The sequence below is a fragment of the Ideonella benzenivorans genome (assembly GCF_020387415.1).
Lineage (GTDB): Bacteria > Pseudomonadota > Gammaproteobacteria > Burkholderiales > Burkholderiaceae_C > Ideonella > Ideonella benzenivorans.
The window spans coordinates 314,306-335,520 of sequence record NZ_JAGWCB010000018.1 but is presented as its reverse complement, the minus strand read 5'-3'; the positions used below and the strand labels follow the sequence as shown (position 1 = coordinate 335,520).

Annotated in this window: 18 protein-coding genes; 11 read left to right on the top strand and 7 right to left on the bottom strand. The window is 70.5% G+C overall.

Annotation, left to right across the window (positions count from 1 at the left end; translation table 11 throughout):
* The first annotated feature begins 31 nt into the window (after nt 1–31).
* On the top strand, nt 32–871 hold the full coding sequence (locus KGA65_RS17940; RefSeq protein ID WP_225864488.1) for a restriction endonuclease: 840 nt from the start codon (nt 32–34) through the stop codon (nt 869–871).
* Between the two features lie 11 nt (nt 872–882).
* Here the strand turns inward: KGA65_RS17940 and KGA65_RS17935 are convergent, their stop codons facing one another.
* Nucleotides 883–1,923 (bottom strand): AraC family transcriptional regulator, encoded by a 1,041-nt coding sequence (locus KGA65_RS17935; RefSeq protein WP_225864487.1) that lies wholly within the window; start codon nt 1,921–1,923, stop codon nt 883–885.
* A gap of 190 nt (nt 1,924–2,113) precedes the next feature.
* Here KGA65_RS17935 and KGA65_RS17930 point away from each other — a divergent pair, with 190 nt between their 5' ends.
* The 5 genes from KGA65_RS17930 to KGA65_RS17910 all read left to right on the top strand — a co-directional run bounded on the left by KGA65_RS17930 (nt 2,114) and on the right by KGA65_RS17910 (nt 8,111).
* Nucleotides 2,114–3,535: a coniferyl aldehyde dehydrogenase gene (locus KGA65_RS17930; protein WP_225864486.1), complete on the top strand. Its 1,422-nt coding sequence runs from the start codon at nt 2,114–2,116 to the stop codon at nt 3,533–3,535.
* Nucleotides 3,536–3,543: 8 nt separating this feature from the next.
* Nucleotides 3,544–6,057 carry a flavin-containing monooxygenase gene (locus KGA65_RS17925; RefSeq protein WP_225864485.1) on the top strand — a complete coding sequence of 838 codons (2,514 nt, stop codon included), beginning with the start codon at nt 3,544–3,546 and terminating at the stop codon, nt 6,055–6,057.
* Entirely contained in the window at nt 6,024–6,806 is a 783-nt protein-coding gene (locus KGA65_RS17920; protein ID WP_225864484.1) for an SDR family oxidoreductase, read from the top strand. The genes KGA65_RS17925 and KGA65_RS17920 overlap by 34 nt, the downstream gene beginning before the upstream one ends.
* A 90-nt stretch (nt 6,807–6,896) precedes the next feature.
* A complete protein-coding gene (locus KGA65_RS17915; protein ID WP_225864483.1) occupies nt 6,897–7,481 on the top strand; it encodes a GNAT family N-acetyltransferase in 585 nt (194 codons plus the stop codon).
* Nucleotides 7,482–7,490: 9 nt separating this feature from the next.
* Entirely contained in the window at nt 7,491–8,111 is a 621-nt protein-coding gene (locus KGA65_RS17910) for a GNAT family N-acetyltransferase (protein ID WP_225864482.1), read from the top strand.
* Between the two features lie 82 nt (nt 8,112–8,193).
* Here the strand turns inward: KGA65_RS17910 and KGA65_RS17905 are convergent, their stop codons facing one another.
* From KGA65_RS17905 to KGA65_RS17895, 3 genes are read right to left on the bottom strand one after another with little or no spacing between them, the layout of a single operon-like run.
* Nucleotides 8,194–9,486, bottom strand: coding sequence for a TRAP transporter large permease (locus tag KGA65_RS17905; RefSeq protein WP_225864481.1), 1,293 nt, complete (start codon nt 9,484–9,486; stop codon nt 8,194–8,196).
* A gap of 10 nt (nt 9,487–9,496) precedes the next feature.
* Complete coding sequence (locus tag KGA65_RS17900) at nt 9,497–10,102, bottom strand: TRAP transporter small permease (protein WP_225864480.1); 606 nt, start codon at nt 10,100–10,102, stop codon at nt 9,497–9,499.
* 54 nt (nt 10,103–10,156) lie between these two features.
* Nucleotides 10,157–11,185: a TRAP transporter substrate-binding protein gene (locus KGA65_RS17895; protein ID WP_225864479.1), complete on the bottom strand. Its 1,029-nt coding sequence runs from the start codon at nt 11,183–11,185 to the stop codon at nt 10,157–10,159.
* Nucleotides 11,186–11,384: 199 nt separating this feature from the next.
* Here KGA65_RS17895 and KGA65_RS17890 point away from each other — a divergent pair, with 199 nt between their 5' ends.
* From KGA65_RS17890 to KGA65_RS17875, 4 genes are all read left to right on the top strand, one after another.
* Nucleotides 11,385–13,442, top strand: coding sequence for a sensor histidine kinase (locus tag KGA65_RS17890; RefSeq protein WP_225864478.1), 2,058 nt, complete (start codon nt 11,385–11,387; stop codon nt 13,440–13,442).
* The gene (locus KGA65_RS17885; RefSeq protein ID WP_225864639.1) at nt 13,420–14,013 is read left to right on the top strand and encodes a response regulator transcription factor; all 594 of its coding nucleotides are present in this window, start codon (nt 13,420–13,422) and stop codon (nt 14,011–14,013) included. Before KGA65_RS17890 ends, KGA65_RS17885 begins: the two co-directional genes overlap by 23 nt.
* Nucleotides 14,014–14,040: 27 nt before the next feature.
* Complete coding sequence (locus KGA65_RS17880) at nt 14,041–15,315, top strand: class I SAM-dependent methyltransferase (protein ID WP_225864477.1); 1,275 nt, start codon at nt 14,041–14,043, stop codon at nt 15,313–15,315.
* A 127-nt stretch (nt 15,316–15,442) separates the two neighbouring features.
* Complete coding sequence (locus KGA65_RS17875) at nt 15,443–17,509, top strand: M13 family metallopeptidase (RefSeq protein WP_445666958.1); 2,067 nt, start codon at nt 15,443–15,445, stop codon at nt 17,507–17,509.
* 5 nt (nt 17,510–17,514) lie between these two features.
* Here the strand turns inward: KGA65_RS17875 and KGA65_RS17870 are convergent, their stop codons facing one another.
* Nucleotides 17,515–17,883: a flagellin gene (locus tag KGA65_RS17870; RefSeq protein ID WP_225864475.1), complete on the bottom strand. Its 369-nt coding sequence runs from the start codon at nt 17,881–17,883 to the stop codon at nt 17,515–17,517.
* Between the two features lie 294 nt (nt 17,884–18,177).
* Here KGA65_RS17870 and KGA65_RS17865 point away from each other — a divergent pair, with 294 nt between their 5' ends.
* On the top strand, nt 18,178–19,500 hold the full coding sequence (locus tag KGA65_RS17865) for a DUF4397 domain-containing protein (RefSeq protein ID WP_225864474.1): 1,323 nt from the start codon (nt 18,178–18,180) through the stop codon (nt 19,498–19,500).
* Between the two features lie 78 nt (nt 19,501–19,578).
* Here KGA65_RS17865 and KGA65_RS17860 read toward each other — a convergent pair whose 3' ends face one another.
* The gene (locus tag KGA65_RS17860) at nt 19,579–20,439 is read right to left on the bottom strand and encodes a pirin family protein (RefSeq protein ID WP_225864473.1); all 861 of its coding nucleotides are present in this window, start codon (nt 20,437–20,439) and stop codon (nt 19,579–19,581) included.
* Between the two features lie 51 nt (nt 20,440–20,490).
* Nucleotides 20,491–21,102, bottom strand: a complete 612-nt coding sequence (locus KGA65_RS17855; RefSeq protein WP_225864472.1) for an FMN-dependent NADH-azoreductase — start codon at nt 21,100–21,102, stop codon at nt 20,491–20,493.
* Nucleotides 21,103–21,215 lie beyond the last annotated feature (113 nt).

Genomic DNA, 21,215 nt, shown 5'->3' with positions numbered 1-21,215 from the left:
GGATCCTGTCTCTCTAGGGAGAGAACGATCCATGGCACGTCGAAAGAAAAGCAGTCCCCTCGAGGACTTCATGGAGCTGGTGGCGCTGCTGCCGTGGTGGGCCGGCGTTGGCCTTGCGCTGCTGCTCTACCTGGGGCTGCACCATGTGGCGCAGCAGCCTGCCCCGGTCCTCCGCGGGGACCCAACGTTCATCAGCCAGATGCTCTGGCGCAGCCTGGCCGGGGCCGGCCAGTACCTGCTGCCGGGGCTGTGCCTGGTCAGCGCGGGGGTGTCGTGGTTCGGCCGCCGCCAGCGCCAGGCGTTGGTCGCCAACGTCAGTGCCAACCCGACGGCCGATGCCCTGCAGGGCATGTCGTGGCAGGCGTTCGAACAGCTGGTGGGTGAAATCTTCCGCCAACAGGGCTTTCAGGTGCTGGAGACCGGCGGTGGCGGCCCCGACGGCGGCGTGGACCTGGTGCTGCGGCGCGATGGCGAGACCCATCTGGTGCAGTGCAAGCAATGGCGGGCCTTCCGGGTGGGCGTGGACGTGGTGCGCGCCCACTATGGCGTGATGGCCGCCCGTGGCGCCGCCAGTGGCTTCGTCGTCACCTCCGGTCGCTTCACCGACGAGGCCCGCGCGTTCGCCGAAGGGCGGCATGTCCGGCTGATCGACGGTCCCCGCCTGCTCGGCCTGATCCAGCAGGTGCAGTCCGCGGCCTCCCCGACCCCGCCTGTGACAGCCACCACGCCGATTCAGCCGACGCCGCCGGCGTGCCCGCGCTGCGGCCAGGTCATGGTGCGCCGTGTGGCCCAGCGCGGCGCCAACGCCGGCAAGGCGTTCTGGGGCTGCACCGGCTACCCCGCTTGCCGGGGCACCCTGCCCTTGGACTGAGGCGCAGGGCCTCAGCCGTCGCGCTGAAGGCGGTACGCCCGCGGCGACACCCCCTGCCAGCGCTTGAAGGCCTGGGAAAAGCTGGAGAGGTCGGCAAAGCCCAGGCGGTCGGCCACCTCGCCCAGGCTGAGCCGGGCGTCGGCCAGCAGGGCCAGGGCCTGGGCCTGACGGGCCTGGGCCTGCAGCGCCCGCAGGGACGTGCCCTCGGCCTGCAGGCGGCGCTTCAAGGTGCGCTCGCTCAGGTGCAGCTGGCGGGCCAGCGCGCCCAGGGTGCGGTGGGCCGGGGCGGCGCCACGGTGGGCCAGCTGCTGGCGCACCTGCTGCGCGGTGCCCAGCCGGGCGCGGCGCTGCTCCAGCAGCTGGGCGCAGAGCTGCTCGCACTGCGCCAGCGTCAGCGCGTTGGCCTGCGGCAGGGGCCGCGTCAGCAGCCGGCGGTCGAAGGCCAGGCTGGTGTCGGGTGCGCCCCATTGCGGCACCGCGCCGGCCACCGGGCGGTCCAGCGCCGGGGCGGGGCGACCGCGGGTGGCCGGGCGTGGAGCCTGCAGGCGCAGCCAGGCCAGCGGTACGTCGGCGCCGGCCACCTCCTGCAGCAGCACCGCCGCGCCGGCCAGGTCGCGCTCGACCAGAAAGCGCTGCAGGCCCGGGGCCACGTCGGGCGCGCCGAAACTCAGCACGCCCAGCGGGCCCTCCTCGCGGTAGGCGATGGTGGTGAAGGCGTGGCTGAGCGGCAGGAAGCGCAGCGCCAGCGCCAGCGCGTCGCCCGCGGTGGCGCAGGTGATCAGGCCGTAACCCCACAGGCCGTAGTGCGAGAAGTGGTAACGCGCGCCGACCGCCAGGCCCAGCCCGGGCGGGTGGCCCAGGGCCCGCAGCAGCTGGCTCACCACCGCCAGTTCCTGGGCGGCCGAGAGCAGGGTGTTCGGATCGACCAGCTGGGCCTCGGTCAGCCGGCTGCCGGCCAGCAGCGTCGCGGGCGCAAGGCCCTGTTCGCGGCCATAGGCCAGCATCAGCGCCACACTGGCCGGGCTGCGGTGGAAATCCCAGACGTTGTTCATCGCGCGGTGTCCGTCCCGGGCCTCCCGACTTTCCCTGAGAGGCCATCAATTGGCCCAAATCATAAAGTGAACGGCCTCTGACGCCCTGGGGGCCGCGCCGTGGGCTCGGCATCATCGCGGCCGTGCATCGAACGTTCGTGCGGGAGCCGGGTCCGGCCGCCCGGCGCCGGTTCAACGTGGAGACAACGCCGTGCAGCAGACCCCGCCCTCCCCCCTGGTGGACCGTTTCGAGGCCCAGCGCCAGGCCTTTGGCCGCCAGCCCTTTCCGACGCTGGCCGAGCGGCGCGACCGGCTGCAGCGCCTGGGGGCGCTGCTGGACCGCCACGAAGCGGCCCTGGTGCAGGCCATCAGCGCCGACTTCAGCGGCCGCAGCCCGCACGAGACCCGGCTGGCCGAGGCCTTCGTGGTGCGCGCCGGCCTGCGCCATGCGCTGCGCCATCTGAAGGGCTGGATGCGCGAGCGGCGCGTGCCCACCCAGCTGCACTTCCTGCCCGGGCGCAACCGCCTGCTGCCCCAGCCGCTGGGCGTGGTGGGCGTGGTGGCGCCCTGGAACTACCCGCTGCAGCTCTCGCTGGGCCCGGCGCTGGCGGCGCTGGCCGCGGGCAACCGGGTGCTGATCAAGCCTTCGGAGCTGACCCCGGCCTTCTCGGCCCTGCTGGCGCACGCGGTGGCCGAGGCCTTCGCGCCCGATGAGATGAGCGTGGTGACCGGCGACGCCAGCGTGGGCCAGGCCTTCAGCCACCTGCCCTTCGACCACCTGTTCTTCACCGGCTCGACCCCGGTGGGCCGGCTGGTGGCCCAGGCCGCCGCCGCCAACCTGACGCCGGTGACGCTGGAGCTGGGGGGCAAGTCGCCGGCCATCATCGACAGCTCCGCCGACCTGGACGAGGCGGCCCAGCGCATCGCCTACGGCAAGCTGCTCAACGCCGGCCAGACCTGCGTGGCGCCCGACTACGTGCTGGTGCCCACCGGCCAGGGCGAGGCCCTGGCGCGGCGCATCGCCCGCGCGGCCGAGCGCATGTACCCGACGCTGCGCGACAACCCCGACTACACCGCCATCGTCAGCCCGCGGCACCACGCCCGGCTGCGCGACATGGTGGCCGAGGCCGCCGGCCTGGGTGCCACCATCATGCAGGTCAACCCGGCCCACGAGTCGCTGGAGCAGGGCACGCGCAAGATCGCGCCGACCTTGGTGCTCAACCCGCCGGCGGGCGCGCGTCTGATGCGCGAGGAGATCTTCGGCCCGGTGCTGCCCATCCTGGAAGTGCCCTCGCTGGACGCGGCCATCGGCCACGTCCAGCAAGGCGACCGGCCGCTGGCCCTGTACTGGTTCGGCCGCGACACGGCCCACCGCGACCGGGTGCTGCGCGAGACGATCTCCGGCGGCGTCACCGTCAACGACTGCCTGTGGCACCTGGGCCAGGAGCACCAGCCCTTCGGCGGCGTGGGCGCCAGCGGCATGGGGGCCTACCACGGCGAGTGGGGCTTCAACACCTTCAGCAAGTTGAAGCCCGTGTTCCACCAGTCGCGCTGGGCCGGCACCGCGCTGTTCCGCCCGCCCTACGGCGCCACCTTCGAGCGCCTGCTGGGCCTGCTGCAGCGCCTGGGTTGAGGCAGACGATGGCCGACACGAACACCGAGATGCTGGACGCCCTGATCATCGGCAGCGGCTTTGCCGGGCTGGGCATGGCCGTGGCGCTGCGCCAGGCCGGCGAGACCCGCTTCCTGATCCTGGAGAAGGGCGGCGACGTGGGCGGCGTCTGGCGCGACAACGCCTACCCCGGCGCCGCCTGCGACGTGCCCTCGCACCTCTACTCCTTCTCCTTCGAGCCCAAGCCCGACTGGTCGCGCAGCTTCGCCACCCAGCCCGAGATCCTGGACTACCTGCGCCACTGCGCCGACAAGTACGACCTGCGCCGCCACCTGCGCCTGCACACCGAGGTGCGCGAGGCCGCCTGGGACGATGCCGCCCAGGGCTGGACGGTGACGCTGGCCGATGGCGAGCGCCTGCAGGCCCGCCAGCTGATCACCGCCGTGGGCCAGCTCAGCCGCCCGGCCCTGCCGAACATCCCCGGCCTGGCGGACTTCGCCGGCCCGCGCTTCCACTCCGCGCAATGGGACCATGGCGTGGCGCTGGAAGGCCAGCGGGTGGCGGTGATCGGCACCGGTGCCTCGGCCATCCAGTTCGTGCCGGCCATCGCGCCGCGGGTGAGCCAGCTCAGCGTGTTCCAGCGCTCGGCCGCCTATGTGCTGCCGCGGCCGGACCGCCCCTACAGCGCGGCCGAGCAGAGCGCCATGCGGCGCCAGCCCTGGCGCATGCGGCTGCGCCGCCTGGGCATCTACCTGCACTACGAATCCCAGGCCCTGGCCTTCACCCGCTTCAAGGGCCTGATGCGCTGGGCGGTGGGTGGGCCCTTCCAGCGCTTGCTGAAGCGCCAGGTGCCCGACGCCGCGCTGCGCCAGCGCCTGACGCCCGACTACCCCATCGGCTGCAAGCGCATCCTGCTGTCTTCCACCTACCTGGCCACCATGGCCCGGCCCAACGTGGCCCTGGTGACCGAGGGCATCCGCCGCATCACGCCCGCGGGGGTGGAGACGGTGGACGGGCGGCTGCACCCGGCCGACGTGCTGGTCTACGGCACCGGCTTCGCGGCCACCGAGTTCCTGGCGCCCATGCGCATCACCGGCCGTGACGGCCGCACGCTGGACGAAGCCTGGCGCGAGGGCGCGGCCGCCTACCTGGGCCTGACGGTGCCGGGCTTTCCCAACCTGTTCACGCTCTACGGGCCCAACACCAACCTGGGCCACAACTCCATCGTCTACATGCTGGAGAGCCAGATCGCCCATGTGATGCGCTGCCGGCGGGCGATGCAGCAGGCCGGCGCCACCGCGCTGGAGGTGGACCCCGGCCGCTTCGGCCGCTTCAACCGCTGGGTGCAGCGCCGGCTGACGGCCACGGTGTGGAACGGCTGCCGCAGCTGGTACATCGACGCCCGCGGCCACAACCCCACCAACTGGCCCGGCTTCACGCTGAGCTTCCGGGCCTGGACACGCTGGTCCTCGCTGTCGGCCTACCGCCTGAGCCGGCCGCTGGCCGAGGCCCCCGGCCTGCCCGGTGCGGTGGAGCTGCGCGAGCCCGCCAGCCGCAGCGAGGCCGTGGTGGCCGCCGGCCTGCGCAGCCTGCTGCGCCACAGCTTCCGCCTGCTGGTGGGCCCGCCGCTGAACGCGCCGCTGCAGCGCGCGGTGGCGCGGGTGCTGACGCTCACCATGTTCGCCGGCGGCGGCGTGCAGCGGCGCCAGGAACGCGTCGGCGCCGTCCCGGTGGAAGTCCTCAGCCCGCCCGGCCGCAGCGAGGCCGCCGACGGCGCCATCCTCTACCTGCACGGCGGCGCCTTCTGCCTGGGCGGCCCGGCCACCCACCGCAGCCTGAGCAGCCGCCTGGCCCCGGCCGCGCAATGCCCCGTCTGGGTGGTGGACTACCGGCTGGCGCCCGAGCACCCTTACCCCGCGGGGCTGGACGACGCGCTGGCGGTGTGGCGGGCGCTGCGGGCCCGCGGCCTGCCGGCCGGGCGCATCGTCATCGCGGGCGATTCGGCCGGTGGTGCGCTGGCCCTGGCGCTGGCCCTGCGGCTCAAGGCCTTGGGCGAGGCCCCGGCGGCCGGGCTGCTGCTGCTCTCGCCGGTGACGGACCTGCGCACCGAGGGCGGCTCCACCGACCCCGCCCAGCGCGACCCCATGCTGCGCCCGGGCTGGCTCACCCAGGCCCTGCGCTGGTACGCCGCGCCGGCCGACGCGCCGGAGCACCAGCCGCTGAGCCAGGACCTGGCCGGCCTGCCGCCGCTGTTCATCCAGGTGGGTGAGGAGGAGATCCTGCGCGGCCACGCGCTGGCCCTGGCCCGCCACGCCCAGGCCTGCGGCCTGCCGGCGCAGCTGGAGGTGCACGCCCGGCGCTGGCATGTGTTCCAGCTGCAGGCGGGCTACCTGGCCTCGGCTGCCGCCGCGGTGCAGGCCCTGGGCCAGGCCAGCCAGCGCTTCATGGCCCGGGCCGCGGCCTCAGCCACTCTTGCGACCCCGACCGCTTCTGAAGGAGCCCCCGCCCCATGGCCGACGACACCCCAAGCCGCTGCGTCCTGATCACCGGTGCCGCCACCGGCATCGGCCGCGCCACCGCCCGCCGTTTTGCCCGCGAGGGCTGGTTCGTCATCGCCGGGGACATCGACGCCACCGGCCTGGCCGATCTGGTGCGCGGCCTGGGCGAGACGCGCTGCCTGGGCCTGCCCCTGGACGTGACCGAGCCGGCCCAGTGGACGGCGGCCCTGGCCACCGTGCGCGAACGCTTCGGCCGCCTGGACCTGCTGGTCAACAACGCCGGCATCCTGATCTCCGGCCCCTTCGCCCAGTCGCCGCTGGAAAAGCACCACGCGGTGGTCGACGTGAATGTCACCGGGGTGCTCAACGGCTGCTGGCTGGCCCACCCGCTGCTGGCGGCCACGCCGGGCGCGCAGGTCATCAACCTGTGCTCCACCGCGGCGATCTACGGCCAAGCCTCGCTGGCCACCTACTCGGCCAGCAAGTTCGCGGTGCGCGGGCTGACCGAGGCACTGAGCATCGAGTGGGAGAAGGACGGCATCCGCGTGCAGGACCTGATGCCGCTGTTCGTGCAGACCGCGATGGTGCAGGACATGGACGCGCAGAGCATTCGCCGCCTGGGCGTGCGGCTGACCGCCGAGGACGTGGCCGAGCAGGTCTGGCGCACCGCCCAGGCCCGTGGCCGGGGCCGGGTGCACTGGCCGGTGGGCGGCATGGCCCGCTGGCTGTTCCGGCTGTCGGGCGGCGGGCCGCAGTGGCTGGAGCGGGCGATCGCCAAACGCATTGCGGCCTGAGCTGGGGCAGGGGGTGGGCGTTGTCGTCTCACGCACAATGGTCACCCCCACGCGCTGTGCGCGCGATGGCCTTGCTGAAGTGCGATGACCATGCCATTCCATCCCCTGCGGCTGGATCTGCCCAGCACGATCGAGACCGAGCGGCTGTTGCTGCGCACACCGCAGGCCGGGGATGGGGGGGCGGTCCACGAGGCGCTGGCCGAGTCCATCGTTGAACTGCGCCGCTTCATGGGCCTGCTGCCGTGGGTGGCGGCCGAGCCCACGGTCCAGGCTTCCGAACTGTTCTGCCGCCAAAGCCAGGCCCAGGTCCTGCTGCGCAAGGATTTCCCTTTCCTGCTGATCGAGCGGGCCAGCAGGCGCCTGGTGGGCCTTGCTGGTTTGCACCGGCCCGAATGGCTGGTGCCCAAGATCGAGGTGGGCTACTGGTGCCGCACCGGCGACACCGGCCGGGGCCTGATCACCGAGGCGGTCCGGGCCGTCACCGAGCTGGCTTTCCGCCAGCTGTTCATGCAGCGGGTGGAGTTGGTTGCCGACGAGGCCAATGTCCGTTCGCGACGGGTGGCCGAGCGCAGCGGGTTTCTGCTGGAAGGCATCCAACGCCACGCGCAACGGGGCCCGGATGGCTCGCTGCGCAACCTGTGCCTCTACGCCCGTCTGCCCGAGGCTGGGGCGTAGCATGGCGGGATGACTCTGCCGGATGCTTTGACCGGCCTGGCGCCGGAATGGCGTTTCCAGGCCCGGGGTCACCATGCCCGTCCCTTGCGCGCCGACGAGGTACCGCTGCTGCAGGCCCTCTACGACGCCAACCCGCTGTACTTCGAGGTCGTCAGCGGCCGCCCAGCCTGGCCCGGCGAGGCCCAGGAGGCCTTCGACGACCGGCCGCCGCCCGAGATGCCCTACCGCGACCAGGAATGCCTAGGCCTGTTCGGCCCGGATGGCACGCTGGTGGGGGTGACCATCGTCGTGCGCGACATGATGGCGCCCGGTGTCTGGCATGTGGCCCTGTTCCTGCTGGCCACCGGGCTGCACGGCAGCGGTCTGGCCCGCGCCCTCTACCAGGCCCTGGAGGACTGGGCGGTGCAGGGCGGCGCGCAGTGGATGCGCCTGGGCGTCGTGGTGGGCAACACCCGGGCCGAGCATTTCTGGGCCGGGCGTGGCTTTGCGCCGGTCCGTTTGCGGGAGCACATCCTGTCCAGCGACCGGACCAACCTGCTGCGGGTGATGGTCAAGCCGCTGGCCGGCCAGCCGGTGCCGGCCTACCTCGTGCTGGTGCCGCGCGACCGGCCCGAGACCGATCTGCCCTGAGACGGGCCCAGGGAGCCAGCATGCCGTGGACCGTCAACGCGCAATGGGCCCAGGCCGCGGTGGCGCTGGACCCGTGGGGCGATCAGCCGCCCGCCACCATGCCCAGCGCCTGTGGCAAGGCCAGCGACAGGGTGGGCCAGTAGGTCACCAGCATCAGGAAGCCCAGCATGGTGAGCAGCCAGGGCCAGACGGCCACGGTCAGCTCGGTGATGCCCATCTTGGTGATGCCCGAGGCCACGTACAGGTTCAGGCCCACCGGCGGGTGGCACATGCCCACCTCCATGTTCACCACGATCAGGATGCCGAAGTGCACCGGGTCGATGCCCAGCTTCATGGCCACCGGGAACAGGATGGGCGCCATGATCAGCACGATGGACGAGGGCTCCATGAAGTTGCCCGCCACCAGCAGCAGCACGTTGACCACCAGCAGGAAGGCGATCGGGCCCAGGCCCATGCCCACAAGCCAGTCGGCCAGCTGCTGCGGGATGTTCTCGTTGGCGAGCACGAAGCTGAACAGCACCGCGTTGGTGATGATGTAGAGCAGCATCGCGCTCATGTTGGCCGAGCTCAGCAGCACGCGCGGCACGTCCTTCAGGCCCATGTCCTTGTAGACGAACACGGCGATGATGAAGGCGTAGACGGCGCTCATCGCGGCGGCCTCGGTCGGTGTGAACAGACCGGTGTAGATGCCGCCCATCACGATGACGATCAGCAGCAGGCCCCAGACCGATTCACGGAAGGCCTTCCAGCGCTCGCCCAGCGTGGCCTTCTTCATGCGCGGGTAGTCGAACTTGCGGGCTCGCCACCAGGCCGTCAGGCCCAGCAGGAAGGCCAGCAGCAGGCCGGGGATGACGCCGGCCATGAACAGCGCGCCCACCGAGGTGTTGGTGGAGACCGAGTACATCACCATCACGATCGACGGCGGGATCAGGATGCCCAGCGCGCCGGAGGTGGTGATGATGCCGGCGCCGAACTTGTTCGGGAAGCCGGCCTTGGTCATGGCGGGCAGCAGGATGGAGCCGATGGCCACCACGGTGGCGGGTGAGGAGCCCGACACCGCGGCGAACAGCGCGCAGGCCACCACACCGGCCAGCCCCAGGCCCCCGTGCCAGTGGCCCACCATGCTGGTGGCGAAGTTGATCATCCGCCGCGCGACCCCGCCGTGGGTGAGGAAGTTGCCGGCCAGGATGAAGAACGGGATCGCCATGATCTCGAACTTCTCGATGCCGGTGAACAGCTTGAGCGCCACCGACTCGACGGGCACCTGCGTGAACCCGAAGATGAAGGTCAGGACGGTGAGGCCCAGCGCGATGGAGATGGGCATGCCGGTCAGCATCAAGACCAGCAGCAGGGAAAAGATGATGATGCCGCTCATGGTGGGTCCCTCAGGCCTTGGCTTGCTCGGTCTCGTCGTCCAGGCCTTCCACGTAGCCGTGGTCGTGGTGCGGCAGCTCACCGGTGCGCAGGTAGCCCCAGGCCACTTGCAGGAAGCGGAAGCACATCAGCGAGGAGCCCAGCGGGATGGCGCAGTAGATGATCCAGGTGGGCCATTCCAGATCGGGGGTGGTGGGGCCTTCGATCATTTGGGAGACGTCCATGCCCAGCGCGCTGGCGAAGGCGTAGTGGGCGCCGTTCTCCCAGACGAAGCGGCCGCCCATGGTGGCCACCGCGCCGGTGAAGAAGGCGCCGGCCAGCAGACCGAACAGCACGGCCTTGCGGCGGTGCCGGGGCTGCAGGCGGTTGATCAGCACATCCACGCCGACGTGGATGCCGGTGCGCACGCCGTAGGCGGCGCCGAACTTGGCCATCCAGACGAAGAGGTAGATGGTGGCCTCCTGCGTCCAGGCGAAGTTCAGGCTCAGCAGCCAGTCCTGCAGCGGAGACTCAAAGCCCACCAGGTAACGGTGCAGCACGGCGATGAAGGTGATGAGGGTGGCGGCGCCCATGAAGGTCGCAATCAGCCACTCTTCCAGGTGATCGAGCCATTTCATGGGGGGCTCTCCTTGGACAAAGCGGGGGAAGGGCAGGCACGGGGCCCGCCACGATCACATCTTGGTGGGATCGAAGTGGGTGGCCTTGTAGATGTCCTGGAGGGTCTCGTCGCCGATGCGCGAGGCCATCTGCTTGTGCACCGGGAACATGGCCTTCTTCAGCAGGAAGCGATCGCCCTTGCTGGGTTCGTAGATGGTCGTCTTGCCCGAGGCTTTGACTTTGGCCAGCGCATCCTGGTTGTCCTTGAAGGCGCTGTCGTTGGCCACCTTGGTGGCCTCGGCCATGGCCTGGGTCAGCTGGGCGCGGAGGTCGGCGGGCAGGCCGTCCCAGAACTTCTTGTTCACGACGACGGCGTAGCCCAGGTAGCCGTGGTTGGTCACGGACAGGTGCTTCTGCACCTCGTGCATCTTCTGGGTGTAGAGGTTGGACGGTGGGTTCTCGGTGCCGTCCACCACGCCGGTCTGCAGGGCCTGGTAGGTCTCGGAGAAGGCCAGCACCTGGGGCAGGGCGCCGATGGCGCGCATCTGCGCGTCCAGCACCTTGGAAGACTGGATGCGCATCTTCAGGCCCTTGTAGTCCTCGAGGGACTTCAGCGGCTTGTTGGCCGACATCACCTTGAAGCCGTTGTCCCAGTAGGCCAGGCCGGTGATGCCGCGGCTTTCCAGCTTCTTGAGCAGCTTGGCACCCACGGGGCCCTGGGTGACGGCGTGCAGGTCGGTGTAGTCGTCGAAGATGAAGGGCAGGTCGAAGGCCTCGAACTCCTTCACGCCCAGCGGGGCGAACTTGGACAGCGAGGGCGCCAGCATCTGCACCGAGCCCAGCTGCAGGGCCTCCATCTCTTCCTTGTCCTTGTAGAGCTGGCTGTTCGGATAGACCTCGACCTTGACCCGGCCCTTGGTCAGCTCGGCCGCGCGCTTGGCGAAGAAGTCGGCGGCCTTGCCCTTGGGCGTGTCGTTGGCCACCACGTGGCTGAACTTGATGACGATGGGCGACTGGGCCTGGGCGGGGGTGAGCAGCAGGCCGCTGGTGGCCAGGGACACGGCGGCGGTGGCCAGGGCCAGGCGGCGGGTGAGGCGGGTCATGGTTGTCTCCTGAGTCGTTGTGACAAGGCGATGCGTGGCACGGGGCGCACGGCGCGCAGTGTGTGGGCGCGCGGAGGGCCGTGGAACTGTGGAATTCCACATTCCGGCCTGCGGGCGCGGTGATTTGCGGGTAATCCATGAGGCCGGATGCGGTCGACGGGCCGTTTTGGCGCTGGCGCTGGCTAGACTGCGACCGCCCATGCGATCTTCTTTCGACACCTCCTCACCCGCGGCCGCGGCGCTGTTGCGCCCGGCCTTGCCGGCGGCTCTGCGCCGCGGGCTGTGGGCCTGGCCGCTGCTGCTGTCGCTGCTGTTCGTCAGCGGGGTGGTGCTGTGGGCCTACCGCACCAGCCAGGCCGAGCGCGAGGAGTCGCACCACACCATGATCTCGGACGCGCTCAGCGCAGAGGCGCAGCTGCGGGCCCGGCTGGACCTGGAGGCGGTGCACCTGCGGGCCCTGGCCGCTCAGCTGCGGCGCATGCCCCGCAACCGCCAGGCCCTGGCCGCCAACCCGGAGGTGGAGGCGGGGCTGCGTGGCCTGTGGCTGAGCGTCACCTGGCTGGACGTGGACAACCGCATCGTGGCGCACCTGCCGGCCCAGTCGGTGCCGCCGTTCGACCTGAAGCGGGCCACCCGCGAGGATGAGCGCGACGGCCTGAGCGCCCACCTGGTGGCACCGGTCGACCCTGCGCTGGCCGAGGCCGTGCCGGACACCAACCGCTTCGACGTCGCGGGCGAGAAGGTGGTGGTGCGCTTCTCGCCCACCGCGCTGCTCAAGCGCGACACCCCCTGGTGGCTGACCCGCCGCTACGAGGTGCAGCTGGTGGACGGCAGTGACCAGGTGATCGCCTCGGCCGATGGACTGGTGCGCGCGCCTGCGGCGGCGGGCTTGCGCGACAGCTACCGGGTGCTGGTGGGGGGCGGCCTGCCCGGCGTGTACCTGCAGCTGACCGAGCGCGAGGCGCCGCCGCCCTGGTGGCAGGGTGTGCCGCTGGTGCTGGTGGGCGGCTTTCTGCTGCTGATCGGCGGCGCCACGCTGCTGCTGCGGCGCCAGATGCGGCAGGTCAGCGCGGCCGAGGCGGCCTGGCGCACCGAGGTGGCCTGGCGCGGCGCGATGGAGGACTCGGCGCTGGTGGGCCTGCGCGCGCGCGACGCCGATGGCCGGCTGCTGTATGTGAACCGCACCTTCTGCGAGATGGTGGGCCGGCCGGCCGAAGAGCTGTTGGGCCTGAAGCCGCCCATGCCGTACTGGCCGCCCGAATCGGCCGGCGAGGCCATGCAGCGCAGCCGCCGCGGCCTGGCCGGCCTGGCCCCGCGCGAGGGCTACGAGGCCGAGTGGCGCCACGCCGATGGCCATCGGATCGAGGTGATGGTGTTCGAGTCGCCGCTGGTGGACGCACGCGGCCAGCAGATCGGCTGGATGGGCTCGATCATCGACATCACCACCCGCAAGCGGCTGGAGGAGCGCGAACGTCACCAGGCCGAGGCGCTGGCGCACCAGGCGCGCCTGACCACGTTGGGCGAGGTGGCCTCGGCCCTGGCGCATCAACTGAACCAGCCGCTTACCGCGGTGGCCGGCTACAACGCCGGGGTGCTGCGGCGGCTGGAGCAGGCGGGTTGCGACGACGCGATGGTGATGCAGGCCCTGCGCCGCCAGGGCGAGCAGGCGGCCGAGGCCGGTCGCATCGTGCGGCGCATCCGCGAGTTCCTGACCCGGCGCGCGCCGCAGCGCGAGCCGGCCGTGCTGCGGGAGATCGTCCAGCAGGCGGTGGGTCTGCTGCAGCGGGACTTCCAGCGCCAGCAGGTGCGGGTGTCGTTGGACCTGCCCGCCACGCTGCCGAAGGTGCAGGCCGACCCGGTGCTGATAGAGCAGGTGCTGATCAACCTGCTGCGCAACGCCGCCGACGAGCTGGTGCAGCGGCCACCCGGGCTGGCCCGGCAGATCATCGTCTCGGGCACGGAGACGGCCGGCGGCTTCGTGCGGCTGGACGTGGACGACAACGGCCCCGGCCTGGCCGGTCGCACGGCCGAGCAGCTCACCACGCCGTTCTATTCCACCAAGCCCGAAGGCATGGGCATGGGGCTGGCGATCTGCCGCTCGGTGATCGAGGTGCACCACGGCGCCTTCGATGCCGGCGTCAGCCCCTTGGGCGGCGCGCGATTTTCCTGTTCCCTGCCGGTCTGGCAGGACACGGCCGGGGCGGCCGACACTGGAGAGCCTGATGACACACCCGATGGTGCACCTGGTCGACGATGAGGCGGCGGTGCGCGACGCACTGGGCTTTCTGCTGCAGTCGCACGGCCTGGCGACGGCCGCCTACCCCGACGCGCCGAGTTTTCTGAGCGCGCTGGCTGCCGGCCCGCTGCGCGGCTGCGTGCTGCTGGATGTGCGCATGGAGCCGATGTCGGGCCTGCAACTGCACGACGAGCTGGTGGCGCAGGGCTTCCGGGCGCCGGTGATCTTCTTGACCGGGCATGGCGACATCCCGATGGCGGTGGAGGCGCTGAAGAAGGGCGCCTTCGACTTCGTCGAGAAGCCCTTCAGCGACGACGCGCTGGTGGAGCGGGTGCAGAAGGCGCTCGCCGTGGAGGCGGCCCAGCATGCCAGCCAGGCCGCGGGCGATGAGGCTGCCGCGCGGCTGGCCAGCCTGTCCGAGCGCGAGCGCGAGGTGATGCAGCGGGTGGCCGCGGGCCGGCTCAACAAGGTCATCGCCGACGAGCTGCACATCTCGGTGCGGACGGTGGAGGTGCACCGTGCCAAGGTCTTCTCCAAGCTGGGCGTGCGCTCGGCGGCCGAGGTGGCGACGCTGCTGGCCCAGATCCGCTGAGGGGGCGCTGACGGACAATCGCCGCCTATGAGTACCGATGCTGCGGACGACACCGCCTCCACCCTGTCCGATGCCCCTGACGCGCTGGCCGAGCTGGCCCGGCGCGACCGCTTCTTCGACGCCCTCTCCGCCAGCCTGGCCGAGCAGCGTTGCGTCAAGCTGGTGCTGGGCAAGCCGCGGCGCAGCGGCTCGGACCTGGTGCGGGTGACGGCCCGGCCGCTGGTGTTGCGCGGCCAGCCCTGCCTGAGCCTGCTCTACCACCACGCCACCCGCGACATCACCAAGAACCCGCCGCAGGCCGAGGGCCTGGCTGCGGTGCAGGCCATGCTGGGCACCGAGTTCAGCCACGCCCACCTGTTCACCACCACCGAGGAGTGGCAGCTGATGGTCAGCAAGCGCGGGCGCATCGGCGTCACGCGCAAGGCCCTGCAGCAGGCCGGTGCGCCGAAAGCCGCGGCCACCGGCCACGACCGCGAGAAGCATCGCTTCCTGAGCCTGGACCTGCCCTTTCTGGAGGATCTGGGCGTGACCGATGCGCAGCACCGCCTGGTGCCGGCCATGGCGCGCAAGTGGAAGCAGATCAACAAGTTCGTCGAGGTGCTGGACCATGCGCTGGAGGCCGCCAAGCTGCAGCCGCGCGAAGGGCGCGTCAGCGTGGTGGACTTCGGCTCCGGCAAGGGCTACCTGACCTTCGCGATGCACCACCACCTGACCCAGGCCCGCGGCTGGCAGGCGACGGTGACCGGGGTGGAGCTGCGCGAGGACCTGGTCAACCTGTGCAGCGCGGCGGCGCTGCGGCGGCACATGGATGGCCTGTCCTTCGTCTGCGGCGATGTGCGCAGCCATGTGCCCGAGCACCTGGACGTGATGGTGGCGCTGCACGCCTGCGACACCGCCACCGACTTCGCGCTGCACACCGGCATCCGCGCGGGGGCGTCCATCATCCTGACCGCCCCCTGCTGCCACAAACAGATCCGTCCGCAGATGCAGCTGCCGCCGCTGCTCAAGCCCATGCTGCAGCATGGCGTGCACCTGGGCCAGCAGGCCGAGATGGTGACCGACAGCCTGCGCGCGCTGCTGCTGGAGGCCAACGGCTACGACGCGCAGGTGTTTGAATTTGTCGCGCTGGAGCACACCAGCAAGAACAAGATGATCCTGGCGGTGCGGCGTCCGGCCGGCGCGCGGGTGGACGAGGCCCGCCGCGCCCAGGTGCTGGGCCAGATCGCCGAGATCAAGGCCTTCTACGGCATCCACGAACACTGCCTGGAGAGCCTGCTGCAGGCCGACCTGCCGACCCCCTAGGCCGCAGGGGGCGCCGCGGATTGAACCAAAGCGGTGCGTGCTAGTCTGACCGGCTTCGCCGTCCCGGCGGCCGCGTCATGAGCGTGGCCCCGGGCTTTCACGAACCGACCCGTTCAGGATGCGACCTGTGCTGAAGTTGTCCACCCTTTCCCTGGCCGTGCTGGCGCTGTGCACGCTGCCGGCCTGCACCGCCACCGGCCCCACGGCCGCCGCTTCCATGGCCACTGCGGCTTCGGCCGCGGCCAGCGCTGCCACCTTCGACCGCAGCGGCGAGGACCTGGCCGTCCGTCCGCAGGACGATCTCTTTCGCGCCGCCAACGGCGAGTGGCTGAAGAACACCCCCATTCCGGCCGACAAGGCCAGCTACGGCAACTTCAGCCAGATGGCCGACCGGGCTGATGCCCGCGTGCGCACGCTGGTCGAGGCGCTGTCCAAGGGGCAGTACCGATCCGGCAGCAATGAGCAGAAGATCGCCGCCTACTTCCGCGCCTTCACCGACGAGGCCGCGATGGACAAGGCGGGCAAGACGCCGCTGCAGCCGCTGCTGGCCCAGGCGCAGGGGCTGCGCAGCGCCGCCGATGTGGCCCGCCTGATGGGGCAGCTGCAGGGCGTGACCTCGGTGCCGCTGGCGCTGGACGTGCAGCCCGATCCGAAATCGCCGCAGATGAACCTGCCGCTGACCTGGCAGAGCGGTCTGGGGCTGCCCAACCGGGAGTACTACTTCTCGAAGGACGCCCGCATGGCCAAGGCCCGCGGCGCCTATCTGGCCTATCTGCAGACCCTGTTCCGCCTGCAGGGCGACCGGCGGCATGCCGCCCGCTCCGCCCGCGACGTGATGCAGCTGGAGACCCGGCTCGCCAAGGCCCAGTGGACCGAGGTGGCCAACCGCGACGCGCAGAAGACCTGGAACCCTCGGACCCGGGCCGAACTGATCGCCCAGGCCCCGGGCCTGGACTGGGCCGGTTTCTTCCAGGCGGCCCACATGGGGGCGCTGGAGCGGCTCAACGTCTCGCAGCCCGACTATGTGAAGGCGCTGGCCCAGGCGGTGCGTGAGGTGCCGGCCCGCACTTGGTCGCTGTACTACCAGGCCCGGCTGATGGACAGCTACGCCAATCTGCTGTCCAAGCCCTGGCGGGATGCCCGGTTTGCCTTCCGCGGCAAGGCGCTGCAGGGGCGTGAACAGCCCATGCCGCGCTGGCAGCAGGGCATCGATGCGCTGGACGCCGCGCTGGGCGAGGCCGTGGGCCAGCAGTATGTCGCCCGCTACTTCCCGGCCGACCACAAGGCCCGGATGCAGCAGCTGGTGGCCAACCTGCTCAAGGCCTATGGCGACTCGATCGACGGCCTGAGCTGGATGAGCCCGGCCACCAAGGCCAAGGCCCGCGAGAAGCTGGCCAAGTACACGACCAAGATCGGCTATCCCGACACCTGGCGCGACTACAGCGGCCTGACCGTCAAGGACGGTGACCCGGTGGGCAACGCCGAGCGTGCGGGCCAGTTCGAGCACCTGCGGGTGGCGGCGAAGATGGGCAAGCCGGTGGACCGCAGCGAGTGGCTGATGTCGCCGCAGACGGTCAACGCCTACTACAACCCGGCGATGAACGAGATCGTGTTCCCGGCCGCGATCCTGGAGCCGCCGTTCTTCGACATGGCCGCCGACGATGCGGCCAACTATGGGGCCATTGGCGCCATCATCGGCCACGAGATCAGCCATGGTTTCGATGACCAGGGCGCGCAGTACGACGGTGACGGCAAGCTGGACAACTGGTGGACCCCGGAGGACGCCCAGGCCTTCAAGGCCCTGGGCGACCGGCTGGTGGCCCAGTACGCCGCCTACGAGCCCCTGCCGGGCCACAAGGTCAATGGCGAGCTGACGCTGGGCGAGAACATCGCCGACCTCTCCGGGCTGCAGATCGCCTACAAGGCCTGGAAGCTGTCGCTGAACGGCGCGACCCCGCCGGTGATCAATGGCCTGAGCGGGGATCAGCGCTTCTTCTACAGCTTCGCCCACGCCTGGCGCTCGAAGTACCGCGATGAACTGCAGCTGCAGCTGCTGACGGCCGACCCGCATTCGCCGCCGGAATTCCGTGCCAACGGCACGGTGATGAACCACGATGCTTTCGAGGCGGCCTTCGGCGTCAAGCCGGGCGACAGGATGTACAAGGCGCCTGCGGACCGCATCCGCATCTGGTGAGGCCTTCAGGCCGTCAGGGACAGCGCGCTGTGCTGGGCCTGATGGGCCTGGTTCAGCGCGCTCTGCGTGGCATAGCGCTGGTTGCCGGACGCCAGATCGGTGTCGGCGCTGTCGGTGGGCGTGGGGGCCACCTGGCGGGCTTGCTGGGCGACGCTGTGCGAGGCCACGGCCAGCCGCGCCTGGCTGGCGGCCAGCTCGCTGCGCAGGGTGTCCATGGCATGCAGCGCCTGGTCCAGCTCGCGGCTGAGCCGGGCCTGGTCTTCCCCGATGGCGTGCACCGGCTCCACCGCGGCCACGCCCTGGACGGCGGGCGGGCTGGGGTGGGTGGACTGGATGGGGGCGACCGGGGCGGCAGGGACGGGTGAGATCAGCATGGTGGGGTCTCCATGGAGGGAAAAACGGCCAGCTGCCTCTCTTTTCCCGTGAGTTGCCTTCCACTGTGCCTGAAATGGCGGCACTGCGCCGTGCGAACCGAGGCGGGGGCCGTGAACTTTGTCGCGTCACCCGGGTCTGCCTGGCATCGCCACGTTCGGCATATCATGCGGGCTTCCAGGTGGGGGGCGCCGGTTCACCAGCGCCTTGCAGATGGCAACAGGCCAGCAATACAGGCCGCCTCACAATCCCGCGCGCCCTTGATTCACTTTGTCTGCAACAGACTGGACCTTCGAATGAAGAAAAGAACCCTGCTGGGCCTGATGGCCGGCCTTCCTCTGACCGGCGTGCTGTCCGCCTGCGGCGGCAACAACAGTGGCAGCACCAAGGTGCGCCTGCTCAACGCCAGCCCAGGCTACAGCAGTCTGGACCTGTACGTCGATGACTCGGAGAAGTCCAGCAGCGTGGCCTATGGCAGCGTGAGCGGCTATGCAGACTGTGACTCGGGTTCCTTTGCGACGGCGTTGACCTCGGCCGGTTCGAGCACCGAGCTGACCACCACCTCGCGCACCTACAGCGGCGACACCCACTACACCGTGGTGGCCTATGGCTGGGCCGGCGCCCTGAAGTCGATGATGATCACCGAGGATCAGGACAGCGCCGACAGCGGCAAGATGTACTTCCGCGTCCTGAACACGGCCACCGACGCCGGCTCCGTGGACGTGTACCTGACCGCCTCGACCGACGACCTGGCCTCCTCGACGGCGGTGCAGTCGGACGTGGGCGGCGGTAACAGCTCGTCATACGGCACCGTGGCCAGCGGCACCTACCGTCTGCGCGTCACGGCGACGGGCGACAACGCCACCGTGCTGCTGGACGTGGACAACGTCAGCTTCGACAGCGAGGGCGTCTACAACCTGGTGCTGACCCCGACCACCGGTGGCGTGCTGGTGGGCGCGATTGTGCTGAAGCAGGAAGGCGCGGCCACCCAGTACACCAACACTCAGGCCCGGGTGCGTGTGATCTCGGCGCTGACGAGTGGTCAGAGCGTGACGCTGTCCTTGGGCTCGACTCCGATCGTTTCCGCCGTGACTTCGCCGGCGGTGCAGAACCCGTACATCCAGGTCGCCGCGGGCACCTATGCGGTCAACACCACGGTGGCCGGTGGCTCGCTGAGCAGCAGCTCGCTCACGCTGGCGGCCGGCAGCGACACCACGCTGGTCGTGACCGGCAGCTCGGTGGCCGACGCGAAGGTGACCGTGATCACCGACGACAACCGCCTGCCCACCACGTCGGGCAACTACAAGATGCGTCTGATCCACGCGTCCAACAGCGATGCCAGCTATCCGCTGACGCTGACGGTGAGCCTGAACGCCCTGTTCAGCGGCGTTCAGTTCGCGCCGACCCAGTACGCGTCCAGCACCGCGTCGACCTATGTCAGCAAGTCGGCGGTGACGAACGCGGTGATCGGTGTGACCGCCCCGGCCGCGCCGATCCCGACCATCTACACCACGACGACCAGCGATGGCATCTCCCTGGCGTCGGCCGGTGTGTACACGATGTACATCCTGGACAACGCGAGCAACAGCCCGATCGCGCTGCTGCTGCAGGACCGTTGATCCGGGCGCCTCGGCGCTGCCAACGTGAAAAGCCACCCCGCGGGGTGGCTTTTTTCATGCCCCTGACAGGGCCCGGGCTCAGCCCAGCCGTCCGGCGCGAAAGTCCGACACGGCCTGGAAGATCTCTTCCTGCGTGTTCATCACGAACGGGCCGTACTGGGCGATGGGTTCAGCCAGCGGCCGGCCGGCGATCAGCAGCACGCGGGCCTCCTCCGGCCCCGGGTTGGTCAGCGTGACGCCGTCGCTGACCGGGGTGTTGGCCAGGATGGCCATGTGGCCGGCCGTGACCTCGCGGGCTTCCGCGCCCAGCGTCACCCGGCCCCGGTAGGGAAAGGCGAAGGCGTTGAACACCGGGGCCAGCGGCTGGCTGAACGAGGCCCCTGGCGCCAGATGCAGGTCCAGGTAGAGCGGCTCGGTGTGGGCGCGCTCGATCGCGCCGACCACCTCGTGCGTGCGGCCGGCGATCACCCGTGCGGTCACGCCCTCGCCCCGCCATTCCGGGATGGCCTGGGTCGGGATGTCGCGGTACCAGGCCGGCACCATCTTGTCCTTGGCCGGCAGGTTCAGCCAGAGCTGGAAGCCCTCCATCCGGCCTTCCTCCTGCTCGGGCAGCTCGCTGTGGATCAGGCCGCGGCCGGCGGTCATCCATTGCACACCGCCGTTCTCCAGCAAGCCCTCGTGGCCGGCCGAGTCGCGGTGGCGCATGCGGCCGGCGATCATGTAGGTCACCGTCTCGAAGCCGCGGTGCGGATGGTTGGGGAAGCCGGCGATGTAGTCGGCTGCCTCGTCCGAGCCGAAGTTGTCCAGCATCAGGAAGGGGTCCAGCCGGCGCTGCAGTTCGTGCGTGAGCACGCGGGTGAGCTTGACGCCGGCGCCATCCTGGGTGGCGACACCGGTCACCAGGCGTTCGACGGTGCGGGGGTGTTGGACAGCGGTCATGGCAATTCCTTGCAAGGGGATGGGGCGACGGCCTGCGGCAGCCGTCGGCTTTCAGCGGGCGGTGGTCAGGCGGGCGATCTCGGCGCGGGCCTCGGCCAGCGCCTTGGCCTGGGCTTCGGGGCCCAGGGCCAGGCCCTCGGCGTAGATGAAGTGCACATCGGTCATGCCCAGAAAGTCCAGCAGGGTGCGCAGGTAGGGCACGATGGTGTCGCTGGGTTGGTCGCGGTGGATGCCACCGCGGGCCAGCACCGCATACACGGTCTTGCCGGTCAGCAGGCCTTCGGCACCGTGCGCGGTGTAGCGGAAGGTGACGCGGGCCCGGGCGATGGCGTCGAACCAGTTCTTCAGCTGGCTGGAGATGCCGAAGTTGTACATCGGCACGCCCAGCACCAGGGTGTCGGCGGCCTGGATCTCTTCGATCGCCAGATCGTCCAGCGTGACGCGGGCGGCCTGGGCGGGGCTGCGCTGCTCGGCCGGCGTGAACAAGGCGCTCAGGGCGGCTTCATCCAGCATCGGGTGCGGCTGCACCGCCAAGTCGCGCACCGTGGCGCGGCTGCCCGGGTGGGCCGCCAGCAACGCGGCGCTGAGCTCATTGGCCAGCAGGGTGGAGATAGCGCCTTGTTCGACGCGGCGGGCGCTGCCGTTGATTTGCAGGAGCTTCATGGTGTGGGGTCCGAAAGGGGGGATTGAATCTCGATGGCTCCACTGTATTCACGGGCTCCTGGGCGATAAACCGGGTTTCATGGGTTTGTTTGTTCTGTCAGTGGAACAATGAG

Excerpts from the sequence above, each read along its gene's own strand:
- KGA65_RS17940 (WP_225864488.1), top strand. The coding sequence starts at position 32 with ATGGCACGTCGAAAGAAAAGCAGTCCCCTCGAGGACTTCATGGAGCTG.
- KGA65_RS17935 (WP_225864487.1), bottom strand. The coding sequence starts at position 1,923 with ATGAACAACGTCTGGGATTTCCACCGCAGCCCGGCCAGTGTGGCGCTG.
- KGA65_RS17925 (WP_225864485.1), top strand. The coding sequence starts at position 3,544 with ATGGCCGACACGAACACCGAGATGCTGGACGCCCTGATCATCGGCAGC.
- KGA65_RS17920 (WP_225864484.1), top strand. The coding sequence starts at position 6,024 with ATGGCCGACGACACCCCAAGCCGCTGCGTCCTGATCACCGGTGCCGCC.
- KGA65_RS17915 (WP_225864483.1), top strand. The coding sequence starts at position 6,897 with ATGCCATTCCATCCCCTGCGGCTGGATCTGCCCAGCACGATCGAGACC.
- KGA65_RS17910 (WP_225864482.1), top strand. The coding sequence starts at position 7,491 with ATGACTCTGCCGGATGCTTTGACCGGCCTGGCGCCGGAATGGCGTTTC.
- KGA65_RS17905 (WP_225864481.1), bottom strand. The coding sequence starts at position 9,486 with ATGAGCGGCATCATCATCTTTTCCCTGCTGCTGGTCTTGATGCTGACC.
- KGA65_RS17900 (WP_225864480.1), bottom strand. The coding sequence starts at position 10,102 with ATGAAATGGCTCGATCACCTGGAAGAGTGGCTGATTGCGACCTTCATG.
- KGA65_RS17895 (WP_225864479.1), bottom strand. The coding sequence starts at position 11,185 with ATGACCCGCCTCACCCGCCGCCTGGCCCTGGCCACCGCCGCCGTGTCC.
- KGA65_RS17890 (WP_225864478.1), top strand. The coding sequence starts at position 11,385 with ATGCGATCTTCTTTCGACACCTCCTCACCCGCGGCCGCGGCGCTGTTG.
- KGA65_RS17885 (WP_225864639.1), top strand. The coding sequence starts at position 13,420 with ATGGTGCACCTGGTCGACGATGAGGCGGCGGTGCGCGACGCACTGGGC.
- KGA65_RS17880 (WP_225864477.1), top strand. The coding sequence starts at position 14,041 with ATGAGTACCGATGCTGCGGACGACACCGCCTCCACCCTGTCCGATGCC.
- KGA65_RS17870 (WP_225864475.1), bottom strand. The coding sequence starts at position 17,883 with ATGCTGATCTCACCCGTCCCTGCCGCCCCGGTCGCCCCCATCCAGTCC.
- KGA65_RS17865 (WP_225864474.1), top strand. The coding sequence starts at position 18,178 with ATGAAGAAAAGAACCCTGCTGGGCCTGATGGCCGGCCTTCCTCTGACC.
- KGA65_RS17860 (WP_225864473.1), bottom strand. The coding sequence starts at position 20,439 with ATGACCGCTGTCCAACACCCCCGCACCGTCGAACGCCTGGTGACCGGT.
- KGA65_RS17855 (WP_225864472.1), bottom strand. The coding sequence starts at position 21,102 with ATGAAGCTCCTGCAAATCAACGGCAGCGCCCGCCGCGTCGAACAAGGC.